General features: G+C 47.8%; 10 protein-coding genes. 3 read left to right on the top strand and 7 right to left on the bottom strand.

Annotated elements, in window-relative coordinates; genetic code table 11:
- Window positions 1-300 precede the first annotated feature (300 nt).
- The 4 genes from ISX59_RS13450 to ISX59_RS13435 form a co-directional block, all read right to left on the bottom strand.
- On the bottom strand, window positions 301-1,947 hold the full coding sequence (locus tag ISX59_RS13450) for an efflux RND transporter periplasmic adaptor subunit (protein WP_022011594.1): 1,647 nt from the start codon (window positions 1,945-1,947) through the stop codon (window positions 301-303).
- 36 nt (window positions 1,948-1,983) lie between these two features.
- Window positions 1,984-3,489, bottom strand: coding sequence for a TolC family protein (locus ISX59_RS13445; RefSeq protein WP_255580217.1), 1,506 nt, complete (start codon window positions 3,487-3,489; stop codon window positions 1,984-1,986).
- Window positions 3,490-3,629: 140 nt separating this feature from the next.
- On the bottom strand, window positions 3,630-7,364 hold the full coding sequence (locus ISX59_RS13440; protein WP_220575977.1) for an efflux RND transporter permease subunit: 3,735 nt from the start codon (window positions 7,362-7,364) through the stop codon (window positions 3,630-3,632).
- Between the two features lie 196 nt (window positions 7,365-7,560).
- Window positions 7,561-7,944, bottom strand: a complete 384-nt coding sequence (locus ISX59_RS13435; protein WP_032536003.1) for a hypothetical protein — start codon at window positions 7,942-7,944, stop codon at window positions 7,561-7,563.
- Window positions 7,945-8,081: 137 nt separating this feature from the next.
- On the opposite strand from ISX59_RS13435, the gene ISX59_RS13430 reads away from it, so the two are divergent.
- Window positions 8,082-9,059, top strand: coding sequence for a lytic transglycosylase domain-containing protein (locus ISX59_RS13430; RefSeq protein WP_005780989.1), 978 nt, complete (start codon window positions 8,082-8,084; stop codon window positions 9,057-9,059).
- 37 nt (window positions 9,060-9,096) lie between these two features.
- The gene (locus ISX59_RS13425) at window positions 9,097-9,996 is read left to right on the top strand and encodes an ion transporter (RefSeq protein WP_220575976.1); all 900 of its coding nucleotides are present in this window, start codon (window positions 9,097-9,099) and stop codon (window positions 9,994-9,996) included.
- On the opposite strand, the gene ISX59_RS13420 is transcribed toward ISX59_RS13425, so the two are convergent.
- Together ISX59_RS13420 and ISX59_RS13415 are read right to left on the bottom strand one after the other, a co-directional pair.
- Entirely contained in the window at window positions 9,986-15,859 is a 5,874-nt protein-coding gene (locus tag ISX59_RS13420; RefSeq protein ID WP_220575975.1) for a DUF3320 domain-containing protein, read from the bottom strand. The genes ISX59_RS13425 and ISX59_RS13420 overlap by 11 nt on opposite strands.
- A gap of 118 nt (window positions 15,860-15,977) precedes the next feature.
- A complete protein-coding gene (locus ISX59_RS13415) occupies window positions 15,978-16,349 on the bottom strand; it encodes a DUF2809 domain-containing protein (RefSeq protein ID WP_032539516.1) in 372 nt (123 codons plus the stop codon).
- 149 nt (window positions 16,350-16,498) lie between these two features.
- Here ISX59_RS13415 and ISX59_RS13410 point away from each other — a divergent pair, with 149 nt between their 5' ends.
- Window positions 16,499-17,167, top strand: coding sequence for an MgtC/SapB family protein (locus ISX59_RS13410; RefSeq protein ID WP_032531631.1), 669 nt, complete (start codon window positions 16,499-16,501; stop codon window positions 17,165-17,167).
- Window positions 17,168-17,169: 2 nt separating this feature from the next.
- On the opposite strand, the gene ISX59_RS13405 is transcribed toward ISX59_RS13410, so the two are convergent.
- Complete coding sequence (locus ISX59_RS13405) at window positions 17,170-17,943, bottom strand: TIGR03915 family putative DNA repair protein (protein ID WP_032531658.1); 774 nt, start codon at window positions 17,941-17,943, stop codon at window positions 17,170-17,172.
- Between the last annotated feature and the right edge of the window lie 6 nt (window positions 17,944-17,949).

The raw sequence follows: 17,949 nt of genomic DNA, 5'->3' as shown, positions 1-17,949 counted from the left end.
GGTTTTGAGTTGTTTTATAATTAAATCTATTATATAGGTCTATTATCCGATCAATTGCATAGTACTACATCTGGAAGATGTTTGCTGGATTACAACAATTGGGAAAAGAAAAAGTTCGGCATATATTAAGTTAAAAGCATCCTATAAAAAGAATGGGTGTGTGTCGAAACTCACCACAGAATGACACAGAGTGAATTTCAAGTTATTAATTATCCATATTGATAATCTGTGAAAATCCGTGCAATCCGTGGTGAAAAGACTTTCGACACAGCCCCATCCGTTCTTTACTTTAAGAGAGTATCACTTATCCCGGTACTTACAGCAACCGGGCAAGGTATCATAAACAGCCTTATCGGCTTTGTATTTATCGGTATCATGACCAACTTTAGCAATAGCTTTGGCTACGGCATCTGCAGAGGTTTTAGATGGATCAAACTGTAAGTGAATCATTTGTTTTTCCTGATCCCAGTCTGCCGTCCGGACACCGGGAACACGTTTAGCAGCTGTTTCAATGCGCTCCTTGCACATACCGCAGGAACCATGAACAGTGAACATAGTATGCTCATTGTTCTGAGAGCCGGCATGACTGTCATGCGTACCAGACATATTATGTCCTCCATGTCCGACCATCGGAGCAGTACCCGAACCGTTCTCATTCATCATGGAGCGTTTGCCCTCAAGCTGCGCACTGGCATCAATAGAGAAAACTCCGTTAGTAACAATCTCTTCACCATCAGAAAGTCCATCGAGAACCACATAAGCTCCACCCAGGGAAGGACCAAGAGTTATCTCACGCATCAGGAAGGTGGGAATATCCGTACCAGGCTGACGTACATAGACCACAGCACGCTTACCAGTCCAAAGAATGGCAGTTTGGGGAACAATAATCTGATCCTTATAACCTTTCAAAGGGGCAGAAACCCGGGCAGTGGCATACATTTCAGGTTTCATCTCCTGAGCGGAATTAGCTACATCCACACGAACACGGGCAGTACGGGTGGTAGCATTGATGATAGGATCTATGAAGGAGATGCGACCGGAAAACTTCTTACTGGGAAAAGCAGAAAGAGTGAATTCCACGAGGTCCCCCTTGGTAAGGAACGGAAGGTCTGCCTCAAAAGCATCGAAAACAGCCCATACACGGGAGAGATTAGCTATGTCAAAAAGTACACTGCCTTGTGAAACATAGTCCCCCTGATTGATACGCTTGGCTATGACGATACCACTCGTATTAGATTTGATTTCTACCATAGGAGATGCCTGACCGGAATCGCGGATGGCATCGATCTGGGCATCTGTCAGATTCCAAAGACGAAGTTTCTCACGCGCAGCCTGCACAAGGGCAGGTTGCTGCATGTGGATGGCCTCAAGTAATTCCTGTTGGGCAGTGAATAACTCAGGCGAATAGAGAGTTGCAAGGGTTTGTCCCGCACGTACAGTCTCACCAGTAAACTCAATATTAAGTCGCTCGATACGCCCGCCAACATAAGCAGTCTGTGACTGAAGACTACGTTCGTCAGGAATAATCTTACCGTACAAACGAACCTGTTTCACAGGATTACTCCGGCTGACACGGGTGGTCTGGACATCAGCAAGTGCCATAGCTTCTTCGGACATCCGAATGGCATTGGGATCGATAGCGTCATCACTTCCGGAGGCTACATTCTTCTTGAGAGGGATCAGATCCATACCGCAGATAGGACATTTACCCGGTTTATCCTGACGGATCTGAGGATGCATGGAACAGGTCCAGACAGCGGATTCGTCCTGTACAAGGTCATGGGACGCTCCGTGAGTGTCGTGAATAGGAGGTTCAGACAGTATCCCTTCGGTAGTTCCCGATGAAGAGGAAGGACTGAACAAAAGCCAGCCCAAGATAAAGCCGGCAAAGGCTATCAATGGATAAAGTACTTGCTTTTTACGAAGAATATCTGATATCTTTTTCATATGGTTATCGTTTTTAGTGGTTCTATATCTATATTATCAGCGGGCTATTAGCTTTTCCATAGCCGCTACCATAGTATTATAAGCCGCTATAGCTTCACTTTTTTTCAGTTTATAATCAAGCATCTGACGTTCCACCTGGATGACGTCAGTCAACGACTGACGCCCGGCGGAAAATTCACGTACCATCAGCTGCCACGTGGAAAGTGACAAAGAGTACTGCTGTTCGTAGAGCAACACTTTACGGGCAGCATCATCAAGTTGCTGACGGACATTTATATATTCGGCCTGCAACTGGTTTTGTATATTGTCACGCTTCAATTCACTTGCCACGCGGTAATTATGGCTCTCCCGTTGTTGTGCATTGTATTTACGTCGGAACAAAGGAAGGCTGATTTTTAACATCGGCATTACCATATCCTTACCATTCATGTCGGGCATCCCCATGGGATCGGCCACCTTGTTGACCAAAGAGTATTGCAGTCCGATACCGATCATAGGATAACTCATACGACGCTCCATTTTTGCTTTGGCACGAAAAGCTTCACCTTCTGCCTCGAGCATAGTAATCATAGGATTATGTGTAAGAATGCTGTCGATCAGAATATGCTCATCTATGCGGTAGAAACGCTGCGTCAAAGAGTCAGGTACATGGACAGGAGCATCAGACGGCCGGTTGAGCAGGGCATTAAAGCGAGCCTCAGCAGTCAGACGGGCGGACTGAAGAGTGGCAAGGTTATCTTCCAGTTCTGCACGTTCCATCTGGATACGAAGAACATCGGACATGCTACCGGTAGCAGCACTCCCCATCGATCCTCCACCCATACCAGACATACCACCGGAAGAAGTACCGATTGAAGTTCCAGAAGCGATGGCAGACGCCGCATTTCCCATTCCTCCCATACCGGCCATGTCGTTACCGGAAGCTGACGCAAGTGGCATCGAGGAAATCGATTTAACAGCAGAAGAAGAAGATGAAACAGACAAAGAGGTTGCCTGTGCCGACGAAGCAGAAAAACGATTCAGCGCCAATTGTTCAAGCTGACAGAGAAGATGAATATTAGTCTTCATCGTGCGATATTGCTCATTGAGGTTACAGAGCTGATACCACTGGGCTTTGACCTCATACCAAAGGTTGTTGCGAGTATCACGAAACTGTTCATAGGCCATACGTGCCATCTCGGAAGCCTCACCACGGGCTGCTTTACGGGTACCGAACCAAGGGAACATTTGCATCAAGGTGAAGTCGGCCACCTGTTTACCCATCAAGGTTTCCATGGGTTTGATAAAAAGGCCGATCTCTAATTCGGGATCGGAAAAGGCACCTGCCTGAGGAATCTTCTCCAATGAAGCTTTATAGAGCATGAAGTCCGCATTTACTTGCGGATTATTGCGGGCAGCCTGTTCCAGATAAACCGACAAGCTGTCGACCGGTTGCTGTCCTTCGGTAGGTGAAGCGGATTGCCGCGCAGAAACGGGAATAACAGCGGGACAAAGCAAAATATTAATTGCTATGACCAATGGATATTTATATTTTCTGTTCATTATTATATGATCGTTTACTTATGAAATACTATTATGCAAAAAGGTGAGACTTACCCGGGGGGTATATAGCCCCCATATGTGGGGAGTATACGGACCCCATATGCGAGGGGTACTCAGCCCCTATATATTATGGGGGGATACTACTCACCGTATGCTCCTTTCCGTTTCTTCTCCCGTCTACGCTCCACCGCCTCACGCCACCAGCATTGCAGCACCGGAACCACAAACATCGTCATCGACTGTATCAGCATCCCCCCAAACGTCGGGATAGCCATCGGAACCATGATATCCGCCCCTTTTCCGGTGGATGTCAGCACGGGAAGCAGCGCGATCAGCGTCGTCGCCGTTGTCATCGCCGCAGGGCGGACACGCTTCAATCCGGCCTCGACCACCGCCTCACGGATATCGTGTCGGGTCCTCGGGTCACGCTCCAGAAAGACGTGATGGATGTACGTCCCCATCAGCACCCCGTCGTCCGTAGCCACGCCGAAGAGGGCGATGAAGCCCACCCAGACCGCCACGCTGAGGTTGATGGGGTGCATCTGGAAGAGATCCCGCATGTTCTCACCGGCGATGCTGAAATTCATGAACCACGGTTGCCCGTAGAGCCACAGCAAGATGAACCCGCCCGCGAAGGCGACAAACACGCCGGAGAAATGGATCAGCGAAGCCGTCACCGTGCGGAACTGGAAGTAGAGCACCAGCAACACGATGAGCAGCGCCAGCGGGACGACAATCATCAGCCTGTCCGTAGCACGCTGCTGCTGCTCGTAGTTCCCGGCAAACTTATACGAGACGCCCTTGGGCAGCACCAGTTCGCCGCTCTTCACCTTGGCGTCGAGCATCGCCCCCGCCTCGTGCACCACGTCCACCTCGGCACGGCCGGAGAGCTTGTCGAAGATGACGTAGCCCACCAGGAACGTGTTTTCGCTCTGGATCATCTGCGCGCCGCGCGAATATTCGATGTCCGCCAACTCCTTGAGCGGCACTTGCGCCCCGGTGGCGGTGGGAACGAGCAGCATCGAGAGCGCCTCCGGACTGTCGCGCAGCTCACGGGCATAGCGCAGCCGGATGGGGAAACGCTCGCGGCCTTCCACCGTGCGGGTGAGCGCCATCCCTCCCACGGCAGCTCCGAGCACCTCTTGCAGGTCACCTACCGCTACACCGTAGCGTGCCATTGACTCCCGGTTGAGCTTAATCTCGAGGTAAGGAGCGCCCACCGCCCGGTCGTAGAACACGGACGAGGGGATGACGGACGGAGACGACTTCAATGCCTGTTCGATCAGCTTACCCCCCTGCTCGATGTCCTCCAGCGTGGGGCCATACACCTTCACCCCCATCGGCGCCCGCATGCCTGTGGAGAGCATCACGAGCCGCGCCTCGATGGGTTGTAGCTTCGGCGCCGAAGTCAGCCCCGGCAGGTGGGTGACGTTGACAATCTGTTGCCAGATGTCGTTGGCGTTCTTGATCTCCGGCCGCCACTGGCGGAAATAGTCGCCCCGGGGGTCGGCCACCAGGCTGTCGGCAGGCAAGAGGCGGAAACCGTCGGCAGGATTATACGTGCCCCCGTCCTTCAACACGAACGCCCCGTCCCCGTCCACCCGGAAACGTGCCCGCCGCCCGTCCTCGTCGAGGATATATTCGGGACGGTAGTTGATCGTATTCTCGAACATCTGCACCGGCGCCGGGTCGAGGGCGGAGTTCACCCGCCCCCACTTGCCGATGGCCGTCTCCACCTCCGGGATGGCGGCCAGGCGCTTGTCGAGTTTCTCCACATAGTCCAGGTTCTGCTCGATGCCCGCATGCGGCATGCTGGTAGGCATCAGCAGGAAAGAGCCTTCGTTCAGGCTCGGCATGAACTCCTGCCCGACGCCCCGCCAGATGAAGAACCCGCAGACAACTGTCGCCACGGGGATCATCATAAACTTCCAACGGTTGGCCAGGCACCAGCGCAGGATGCGTTCGTAGAAGATGACCAGCGCCCAGAGCATCGCCAGGATGATAGCCACGCAACCGGCCACGAAGAGCACGTTCACCGTTAGCCCCCGCGCCGGGCCCATCGGCAACCACTCTTCGGAGAGGTAGAAGAGCGCCACGAGCAGGGCGATGGCGATGTTGACGTAGTTGGCTATCTTCGGATTCTTCCAGCGCCCCGCCAGCAGATTGTTCACCCCTACCGCCGTCAGCCCCAGCGCGGGGATGCTGCCGTAGATAGAGCACAGCGCGACGCCCATCCCGATCAGCACGTAATTCATCCCCCGCCGGATCATCTTCGAGTCGATCCGCACCGAGAAGAGGAAATAAGCCAGTGTCGGCAACAGGATCAGCCCCAGCACGAAAGCCGAAGCCAGCGCGTACGTCTTGGTGTAAGCCAACGGCGAAAACATCTTCCCTTCCTGCGCCTGCATGGCAAACACGGGCAGGAAACTGACAATCGTCGTAATCATCGCCGTAGCGATTGCCCCCGACACCTCGCTCACCGCCTTGTATATCAGTCCAGCCAGCGCCTTCCCCTTCGTAATCCCCCGGTTCTCCGGCATCTCCATATACCGGATGATGCTCTCGACGAACACCACCCCCACGTCCACCATCACCCCGATGGCGATGGCGATACCGGACAGAGCCACGATGTTCGCCTCGATCCCCGTGTACCGCATCAATATAAATGTAGCCAGCACCGCGATGGGCAGCATGCTCGCAATCACCACCGACGCCCGCAGGTTGAGCACCAGCACGATAATCACGATGATACAGATCAGTATCTCGTGCGAAAGGCTCGACTCCAGCGTGCCGATCGTCTCCTTGATCAGTCCCGTCCGGTCGTAGAAGGGGACGACGGTCACCTTCGATACCGTCCCGTCCGCCAGCGTCTTTTGCGGCAGACCGGCATCCATCTCATGAATCTTCTCCTTCACGTTGTCGATCACTTCCAGTGGGTTCGACCCGTAGCGGGCAATCACCACGCCGCCCACGGCCTCCACACCTTCCTTGTCCAGTCCGCCGCGCCTCGTGCCCGGCCCGATGTTCACGAAAGCGATATCGGAAATGCGCACCGGCACCCCCTCCCGGACGGTGACGACGGTGTTCTCGATGTCCGCCACATTCTTCACGTAACCCAGCCCACGGATCAGGTATTCCACCTTGTTCACCTCCATCGTCTCGGCGCCGATGTCGAGGTTGCTCTTCTTCACGGCGTTCATCACGTCCATCACCGACACGTTGAACGAGTACATCGCGTCTGGGTTCAGCTCTATCTGGTACTCCTTGACAAACCCGCCCGCGGATGCTACTTCGGACACGCCCTCGGCGGCGGACAGGGAGTACTTCACATAAAAGTCCTGTATCGTCCGCAGTTCCTCGGCGTTCCAGCCTCCGGTGGGTCGTCCCGTTTTCGGGTCGCGCCCCTCCAGCGTGTACCAGTAGATTTGCCCCAGCGCCGTAGCGTCCGGGCCCAGCGTAGGCTGCACGTCCTCGGGCAGCGTGCCCGGCGGCAACGAATTCAGTTTCTCCAGGATGCGCGAACGGCTCCAGTAGAACTCGATATCATCCTCAAAGATGATGTAGATAAACGACATCCCGAACATGGACGAGCTACGGATGGTTTTCACCCCCGGTATGCCCAGCAGCGAGGTGGTAAGCGGGTATGTAATCTGGTCTTGGATGTCCTTGGGCGAACGTCCCATCCATTCCGTGGCCACAATCTGCTGGTTATCACCGATGTCGGGGATGGCATCCACCGGGATCGGGTTTCTCGGCACAATGCCCCCATGCCAGTTGAAGGGTGCGGTAGAGACTCCCCAGACCACGACCAGCGCCAGCAGGAGCATGGTTATTACCCTGTTTTCGAGGAAATAACGGATTATTTTGTTGATCATATAGAAAGATATTTATTGTATAATAGTAAACACTTGGAATGCCCAAAAGGATATGGGAATCCCTGACAGAATGTCCCAGAGAATAGGATATTCCCTAATGAAATGCATCAAAAGGGTATACCAATTCCTGTCCCACATTGAAAATCAGAGGGAAATAATTTCTTTTCTTCTCTCCGGAAAGGAAGTAAAGTGAATACTAAATCAAATAAGTACAATGATAAACAAACAGAGGAACTCCCGTTTGCTTGGGTGGAGAATCAAAAGCAATAAAACTCTGGCAGGTATCTTCCACCTCCAACGACAGAAATCCTGCATAGAGCACCGGTAACAGTTCTGTCACCACAGGTACCAGGTTCGTCACCACCACATGGTTCACGTCCTGATCTACCGCCAGCTTGATGTAATGTGCCTCATCCTTACAACAATCCGAAGTCTTCTTCTGTCCACACATGGTGCAAGCAGATGCACTCCCCCATTCCACATCTGCCATACGGCCCATGCAGTAATGAACGTTGACTGTAATGCCTGATGACACCACAGCATATAATAACATAAGGATGATTAATATGAACTTCTTCATGCGCGTTTTTGAGGTTGCGAAAATAAGTATCGGGATAGACACTTTCGAGCCCCGTTACATATAATTAACGTATGAATATCCTTTTTGGTTTAATCCTTTTGGTTATCTTTACCCCACCAACTAATAAAAAAACTGTCATGAAACATATATCTATCAACTATATCTTCACTACTGCCCTCGCCTTGGGCGCCGGTATCAGTATTCCTGTCCTCGTGGGGAGCACTTGCCTCAGCGAGCAACATTCTGTACAATCGGAAGTACCATACTGTGTCACTCCGCCTACCGTCCCCGAACAAGCAATCTTCGATGGCGATACCATCGACCTCCGTCGTTACGACCGACGTGAACGCATGGACCGTGAAATGATGTCGTTCACTTATATGCACTCCACCACCATGCTGATGTTGAAACGCGCCAACCGCTACTTCCCCATCATCGAACCACTATTGAAAGCCAACGGTATCCCCGACGACTTCAAATATCTGATGGTGATAGAAAGCAGTCTCAACCCTATCGCACGCTCCCCGGCAGGTGCCGCCGGCCTGTGGCAATTTATGCCCGCCACCGCCCGCGAATTCGGTCTCGAAGTCAACGATAACGTAGACGAACGCTACCACATCGAGAAAGCCACTGCAGCCGCCTGTCGCTATTTTAAGCAGGCTTATGCCAAATATGGTGACTGGATGGCCGTTTCCGCTGCCTATAATGCCGGACAGGGACGCATTTCTTCGCAACTGGACAAGCAGCTGGCTGATCATGCCATGGACCTCTGGCTGGTAGAAGAGACTTCCCGCTATATGTTCCGCCTGCTGGCCGTGAAAGAGGTATTCGGCAACCCGCAACGCTTTGGCTTCTTGCTGAAACGGGAGCATCTCTATCCCGTCATTCCTTACAAAGAAGTGACGGTAAATACCGAAATCAGTGACCTGAGCGACTTTGCACAGAAACAAGGCATCACCTATGCCCAATTACGTGACGCTAATCCCTGGTTACGCGGCTCTTCACTGAAAAACAAAACCGGAAAGAAATACGTTATCCATATACCCACACAAGAAGGTATGAATTATGACCCGAAAAAGACCGTTCCATACGAACGGAAATGGGTAATTGATTAATAATTGACTCTGGCAGTTACATTAACATATTAACACATTGAAAAGTGATTCTTGGCTCTATCGTTTTCTGCACAACCAGGCTCTGAAGCGTAAGTTGTACATCATTATTTTCGAATCCGACACACCCGCAGGGAAGGCATTCGATGTAGCCCTTATCATATGTATCCTATTGAGTATTCTGCTCGCCATTATCGAAAGCCTGCAAGGTCTTCCTTCCTGGCTTTCGACTCCGTTCATCGTACTCGAATACCTTTTTACGGCTTTCTTCACTTTTGAATACGTCACCCGTATTTACTGTTCGCCTCAACCACAGAAATACATCTTCAGTTTTTTCGGTATCATCGACCTGCTCGCTACGTTACCGCTCTATCTTGCCTTCTTTCTGCCCGGTGCGCGTTACTTGCTTATCATCCGTGCTTTCCGCATCATACGGGTATTCCGTATCTTCAAGCTCTTTAACTTCTGGCTTGAAGGCGAACGATTGCTCACCTCACTCAAAGAAAGTAGTAAAAAGATAGCCGTTTTTTTTCTCTTTGTCGTCATCCTCGTCGTCGCCATCGGTACGCTGATGTACATGATCGAGGGAACTCAGCCCAATACACAATTCAATAACATCCCGAACAGTATTTACTGGGCCATCGTCACCATGACCACCGTCGGTTATGGAGACATTACCCCCGCTACCGCCCTCGGCAAATTCCTATCCGCCTGCGTTATGCTGATCGGCTACACTATTATTGCCGTACCCACAGGTATCGTCTCTGTATCTATGATGAAGGAGTACAAAAAACTTAAAGATTTGCAATGTCCCAACTGTCACAAAACGGGGCATGAAGAGAATGCAACATATTGTAAATATTGCGGACATAAACTAAAAAACGAAGAAGCACCCCAACAAGAATCCCAGACTAACGGACCGCGCCGGACTACTTCATAAGTATCTTGTCACCTTCAATTTTAGCCTCTTCCCTGTCCAACAACATCTGGACTCCCCTACGCATAGCAGTCTCCACATTCAGTCCGAAACGGGCATAACCTAATAACTGGGCAGTTATTTTCATTAAGTCAGTCAAAGGTAAAGCTATTTGTTGTTCCAATATACTCAGAACTGCATTGGCCACCTCACGTGGAGGTAAATCTGCCACCTCCCGTTTGGAATCAATACGAAATTTAGTATATGCCTCTGCTTCCTCTTTCGTATTCCAATAAAAAGTCAGTCCGTCAACTTCTTGCTTGTAATAAGGGGTTCTACTCAATATATCATCCATCCAGGCAATCAAACGGGCTGTTTTACGAAGAATTCCATAAGCACTGAAAATTCTGTTACTCAACAATGAACGACTGATAGGCGCTTCTGTACGCATAATTTCATCCAACTGTTTTCTGATACGGGGTTCTCGTCGAGGCATCATAAAGTCCCAGGAAGAAAGATTCACTGAAACCAAAGAAGCTGTTTCATAGATATCCGATTCCACAGACTTTACTCCCTCCCGAATCACCTGTCCCGGAACGTTTACCAAACAAGGTTGTGCACTACATAGCAATCCGGCTTTCTGCCCTTGATTCAATACAGGAACAGGAAGAGAAACCGATGCCGGAATCTCCGATTTACTGCAACGTGCTTCCTCCAATTCTCCCTCTATACGGTCAATCACTTTTTGAGAATTTTCCCACCAGTCCATTGTCCATACCTTACAGATATTCCATCCCAGCATCTTCAAGACACTGCTTTGCACAATTTCCCGATCCCGGGCAGTTTTCGCAGCCCGATAATTTTCACCGTCACACAAAATTCCGAGCAAATAACGGGAAGAATTATCCGGATCGACAACACCTACATCTACCCGGAATCCGGAACATCCGATTTTAGTTTTTACCTGATACCCCCTCTCACGAAGCTTTGAGGCCACCAGTGTACCGATATCAATACTCTCGGACGCCATTGCATTAGAGTGATTCAAAACACCGGTGCCTTTACCGGCATATTCGAGGAAGTATTTCAAACCTACCACTCCTACGGAAGATGTTTTTTTCAGGTCAATCTGATCAGCCTTTAATGTAGAAAAGACTTTCATCTCATACCGGGCACGGGACACCGCTACATTCAAACGACGTTCACCACCATCACGATTCAGCGGACCAAAATTAAGGCTGACCCGTCCGCTGATATCCGGACCATAACCTACTGAAAACAAAATGACATCCCGTTCATCTCCCTGTACATTCTCCAGATTCTTAATGAAAACAGGTTCTTCACGGTTAAAAGCAAGATTCTCCAAATCGGCATTTTGCATAACAACATCCGACAACATATCTTCAATCAGAGTCTGCTGTACAGAACTGAATGTTACCACTCCAATACTTTGACGACTCAGCTTCGGATCGGAAAGCCTACGAACAATCTCGTCGACTACAGCCTGTGCCTCAGCTCGATTCTGCCGGCTTTTTCCTTTATCATAATATCCCTCAACAGATACCAGCGTAACTTTTGCAGCCAGATCGTCAGGAGACGGAAAAGTCAACAATTTATTATCATAATACTGTGAATTACTAAAAGCAATCAGGCTCTCATGTTTACTGCGATAATGCCATAACAAATATTTGGAAGGCATAGACAAAGCCAGACAATCATCCAGGATACTTTCCAGATCTTCCATCTCGATATGCTCTTCATCTACAGAGTTGCTGGTGAAGAAACTGGTTGGCGGCATCTGCTTCGGGTCACCTACAACGACCACATGGTTTCCACGGGCAATGGCACCAACAGCTTCGCATGTAGGCATTTGGGAAGCTTCATCAAATACAACCAAATCGAACTTATCATGGTTCACATCAATATATTGCGCTACAGACATAGGACTCATCAGCATACATGGGCACATGCGTGGCAATAAATTAGGGATAGAATCAAACAGTTTACGGATAGGTACCCCACGCCCATTACTACGAATACACTTCTGCAAAATTCCCACTTCCGAACTTTGGGCAGCCGCATACACAAACGATGGAATGTTAGAAGCCAATTTTGCATAAAGTTCTTTCTTTATCAATTCCTGATACTGTTCATTCAGTTCACGAAAACGGAGAATGCTGTCATTGAACAACTCTCCACTAAAGAACTGCAGTACCTGTTCCGTACCAATGGCATATTCCGTAAAACTACGATAAAATCCTTTCAAGTAAATATTCATCATCCGTTCGGTAGGCAGGTTACACTCCGTATACGCTGTAAATACAGACTCCAAGCCACAAGCTTCGAACCGACGGGACACATTCAGCCAACGATACCAGTCCTTCAATTTATCCGTGTTCTTTGCCCAAATTTCACACTGATGTAACGCTCCCGCCAGCCAATTGTCTTCACTGACATGAAGCACCTCTTTGGAAATACCCAGCAGTTGCAGCATCGATTCCTCCAATTGCTTTTCACGTTCCCAGTCCTGTACCACTCCCTCAAGTTGTTCCTTGTTCATTTGCCGGAATGAAGAATAGCCTTCTGAAAGCTGTTCTGCCAACTTCTCCTTAACCAAGCGTACTGATGACGCATCTTCGGCTAATCCCATCAACAATCTGTTCAACTGAAGCAGTCCCTCACTCATCGCTTCTATATCAGCCCACTGCTCTTCGCCTGAATGGGCCTTAGCACCAAACAAATTCTGCAGCCAACTGCTTTTGCTGTCCACTTCCTGCTTTTCTTGCTGATAAGAAAGCAATTGCTGCAATACCGGAAGTACCTGTTCTTTGCCTATACGCCCTTGCAACGAAAAGAGAGACATCTCTTTACAGAACTTACGTTGCTTCAGCCAACGGGGAAGGAACCAACTTTGTGTAATCTCTTTCCACTCCGCCAACTTTTGCTGTGCTGGAAAAGTAAAAAAAGCATCTTCAAACGATTGTTTCAGCAAACTGTAGACAGCATCCCTTTTTCGCCCATGTTCAATGATACGGCGTATCTTCTCAACATTCTCATTTGGCTCGGTCATCAATACCAAATTGGCAGTCATCCCCGGAAGTTGCATTAAGATACGAATAAACCGAACCAGACTCTCCAACAACTTCTCCGTATATTTATTACCTATTCCATATATTGAAAAGCACTTTCCCACCTTTTTCTCCATCACCTGTAAAAGAGTTATATACTCTTTCAAAAGCTTATCCGTTTCCTCTTTCAGTTGCGAAGAGTACTCCTTTATATTAATTCCGGTGAGGGGATGATGATAAGAATGTCCGCTTACTTTTCCAACTCCCACCAATTCTTCCACAGCATGGTTCCACTCGTTCAACTGTTCTTTGGTCAATGTGGTAAGCAGAAAAGCGGGTATCATTATTTCTTCTTTTTCGTCAATAGAACTGTAACGTGTGACCGCTTCATAAACGGAAATACCGCAAGGATATACCCGGTGCAGCGCCTCTACATATCCATTGATCTGCTGACGCATTTTAAACAGTCTCTCCGACTCTTCCTTAAACTCTTCCGGTTCTTTATACCGGAAAATCTCTGTTGACTCTTTTAACTGTCTGAGCACATCTGTTTTACGTGCTTTATTGGAATGTAATTCCAGACAAAAAGGAGCCAAGCCAATATTTGTAAGCCTTTTTTGTACCACAGAAAGTGCAGCCATCTTTTCGGCCACAAACAACACCCGTTTGCCTTGATACAATGCATTGGCTATAATGTTCGTAATGGTTTGCGACTTACCGGTTCCGGGGGGGCCGTGTAAAATGAAACTCTTTTCACTCACAGCTTCATAAACCGCTTCAAGCTGCGATGAATCCGCACTGACAGGCAGAGCAATATCAGCAGGCGTCAAAGTGTGGTCCAGCTCTATGGCACTGGCATCGACATCTGCAACTTCCCACTCCATTTTACCACTCATCAGGCTCCCGACTATCTTATTTTTACTTAACTCTTCAGCATTTGAATGAATGTCATTCCACATAATGAACTTACTGAACGAAAAAGTACCCAAAATAGCCTGTTCTTCCACATCCCAGCGTTTCTCATTCATCACTGCCTTCCTGAAAATAGAAAAGACACGTTTCACATCGGCACCATTCTCATCTTTCGGCAACGATTCGAGTCCGGAAATAGTAATGCCGAAGTTTTGTCTCAGCATCTCCAACAGAGTGATATTGAGCATACTCTCTTCTTCACGGGCACGGATGATGTACCCTTTGGACACAGACTTGCGAATCATCTCAACAGGAAGCAGCAAGATAGGTGCATAGCGGGGACGCTCACTATGTTCGGTTTCATACCATCTCAACAAGCCCAGAGCAAGATATAAGGTGTTTGCCCCATTCTCCTCCAGAGCTACTCTGGAAGAACGGTATAAATAAGTAAGCGACTTTTTCAGATCCTGTTCGTTCAAATAGGTTCTCAATCTTTTCTGTGTCAATTCCTGCTTAATCAAACCGAGCATCGGATCAGATTCCGTCAAAGCTCCATAAAGTCCGAAATCATACAATGGATTATCCCAGTCAGAGGGTTTGCCCAAGATCTGAAATTCCGTTCCGTCAGAAAAAGCATCCTCCATCTTATCCACATCCGCCGAAATCACCTGAAGAGCATTTCGGGTAATGCGAAGGTTCAGAAAATTATTACGGAGACTCAAGTCCAATAACTTTCTCTCCCATAAAAGTTGTTTGGTGACTTCCACGTAACAGTCCTGATTTCCCCAATCATATTGCTTAATCTCTTCCGGGGCATTGCTGTAACTGACGTGCGACTCGTCTTCCGGTGTCTGAATCATCTCCGGATTTACGATCCATGCTTTCCCATGCATTATCCTCTGAGGCAAAGGCAGGATATGGGCAAAACGGCTACGTGCCACATCAATAAAACAAATAAAATCGTTCACCGCTAACATTTTACCATTAGCCAATCCGACTGCTGCATCGAAAGTCACATTTTTTCCATCGTTCATGCAGGTAGCTTCCAGTAAAATAATTTCGTTGATCCCGTCTGCAGTTCGTTTTGTCAACAGCGAAGGATCATCATTCACCGCATCAGGAAATGTTCCGTCAATCAGCCAGCATCCCACTAAAGCATGTCCCTGAATAACCACCAGTAATGGATGCAATCCCATAGCTTCGGCACACGAAGCATACAATAAGGACATATCCAGGCAAGTTCCCAATTTGCCGGAAAGCACATTATCCGAAAGTCTGATTCTCTGCCCGGCATCTCCAAAACTGGCAGGAGGTGTACAATAAGCAATGTGCTGCTCCTTAACAGCCTCGTACAAAGCAGCTAATTGTATCTTTACCCTATTAGGATTACAACTCTGATAAGCATCCAACGAGGAGCTACCTGACCACTCTTTCAGAATGGATGCTGTACGAGAAATAATTCCTGTAAGTATGGGATGATTGGGGACCACAAACGCCGACAAAAGTTCGGGCAACACCTGAATACCTCCCCACTGATCGAAGGCCAATATATCAATGGGATATTTACTTTGGAAGACTACTTCTTCATCACAAGAAACAATCAGTCCGATAGCACCGGAAAAACGTTCGGTTTGCCGAATGAAAAAAGAAGGATCCAAAAGTAGGTTCAATGTGGTTATTTTGATCATTTCACCGGGAGATAACCTTTCTACCATCACAGGTGAAGCTGCTGCAAACTCAGGCTCAAAAATCAAAGATACCTTTAAATCCGCAAGTGGATGTTCCGTATTATTTTTGATAGAAAACAACCGTACAACAGGTATCCGGTTTTGCTGCATGGAATAATTGACGACAGGCAAATAAATAAACTCCACATCCAATTTGGAAGAAGGATTCTCTTGACTCATGACAAACAAGATTAATTAGTTCACATTCAAACAATAACATGCAGCAAAATTACATAATAATTTATAAACGAAGCCTACTTATTTCAAAGAATTTACAAAACAAGCAGAAAAACTGTTCTTATTTTCCTTTCTTACCCCAAAAACGTTCCACCAACAGAACAAATACATATCCACCGGCATAACTGACTATATCTTTCAAATCGAAAGTAGACCCAAGTATAATACGGGTCACAGGGTTCGTTATTCCCAACACATCGACTAACTGGAAGTACTGAAGAACCTCAATAAAACAGGCAAAAGCAAATACATAGAAAGGTAATTGAGATAAACCTTTCGGAATAAAAATCCGTATAAAGCAATAAATCAACACAACAACCAATGCATCACCCATATAAGGACGTACAAAACGATCGTGAACATACATACCGATTATGATTTCAACTGCCAATATTATGGCAAAGCCAATCAAATAAAAAAGTCTTTTATTCATTGTGTGTTTTAAGTTTTATGCAGTACTGAATATATAGTCTTTCCGAAAGAAATAATCTTTTAGCTGCGAATATACGTTATTTCTAAAAACAATCGTATCTTTAGGTTACGAATAAATTATTGGAATAAAGACAGAAAGGAGATTTTCGTATAATGTTGAACTTCGATTTTGTATTAAGATTATTGGTTGCCGGCATCTTGGGTGCTGTCATCGGTCTGGATAGAGAATACCGTGCCAAGGAAGCCGGCTATCGCACACACTTCCTGGTTTCACTGGGAAGTGCACTGATAATGATCGTTTCCCAATATGGCTTTCAAGAGATAATAAAAGAGGATAGTGTTACACTCGACCCAAGTCGTGTAGCGGCGCAGGTAGTAAGTGGCATTGGCTTCATCGGTGCCGGAACAATTATCTTCCAAAAGCAGATAGTGCGGGGACTGACCACAGCGGCCGGTATCTGGGCGACAGCGGGAATCGGCCTGGCAGTAGGTGCGGGCATGTACGTTATAGGCATTGCCGCCATGGTACTGACTCTCGTGGGTCTTGAAGTATTAAGCTACTTGTTCAAAAGTATAGGGATGAAAAGTTCAATGATTACATTCTCCACCGACAATAAACAAGTATTGAAAGGAATAGCGGACCGTTTTAACTCCAAGGATTATCTGATAGTGTCGTATCAGATGGATAAGCAAGAACACGGAGGAATAGAAACTTATCAGGTGACTATGGTCATTAAGTCCAAACGGAACAATGACGAAGGTCATTTATTATCATTGATACAGGAGTTTCCCGAGGTGACAGTAGAACGGATTGAATAAGGTCATTTCTGTTTCTCAGTGATATACTTCCAATAACGTACCGGCATATCTTGCTTGTGTTTCCGGGGATTCAGCCTCTCTCTGATCGTGATAGATTTAAAATAAGTCTTCCAAAGCTGCTGAAACAGTTTTTCGTCTTTATCCATCAGACTTTCGTCGAGCATACCGGTAACCAGGTGGGCGGCTGGGGTATCCTGATCAAACGTCACCTCTTCCACTGTATGCAGGTCATAATAAAACCCATAACGCCGTTTCATATCATAAATCAGCCACCGCTGATCGGCAAACCGATCTTTAAAGTGAGCAACCGTCAATGGTAATGCGTTGTGCTGAGGTTCAAAAGCAGCAAAGAAAGTGCCATCCGCTGCTTTCTGAAAGCGTACGAACTGCAACATACGCAGCCGCTCCCAATCCACTCGTTTCCATATCCTGGAAAGGGCAAGTACATCCGGATCACCAAAATTCGTTTCAATGGATACAGGGGAATCAATGGCTTTACGGATGTACCGGAACAGGAGTAAACCCACCTCGGGCAATTCCGACAGCCAACACCAGGTAATGGCCGAAAGTGCAGACGCCGATACTTTTTTTTGCAATCCCCGCCAGACACGTCCTGCCTTTTCGTCATCGGTAATAACCGTAAAAACTTCATCATAAAAAAGTGGCAACGCCTCCCCATCCGTAAGTAAAACATCGGGGAAAGTCTTGCGGTAATAAGCATCAAATACTGCTGTCAACAAGCCATCAAGCGTTTTATCGTAAATAAAAAGAGTCATAACAAT

Source organism: Bacteroides sp. FSHCM14E1, assembly GCF_019633785.1.
Taxonomy (GTDB): Bacteria; Bacteroidota; Bacteroidia; order Bacteroidales; family Bacteroidaceae; genus Bacteroides; species Bacteroides hominis.
The sequence above is the reverse complement of the archived record's forward strand: the minus strand, read 5'-3'. Positions and strand labels throughout refer to the sequence as shown.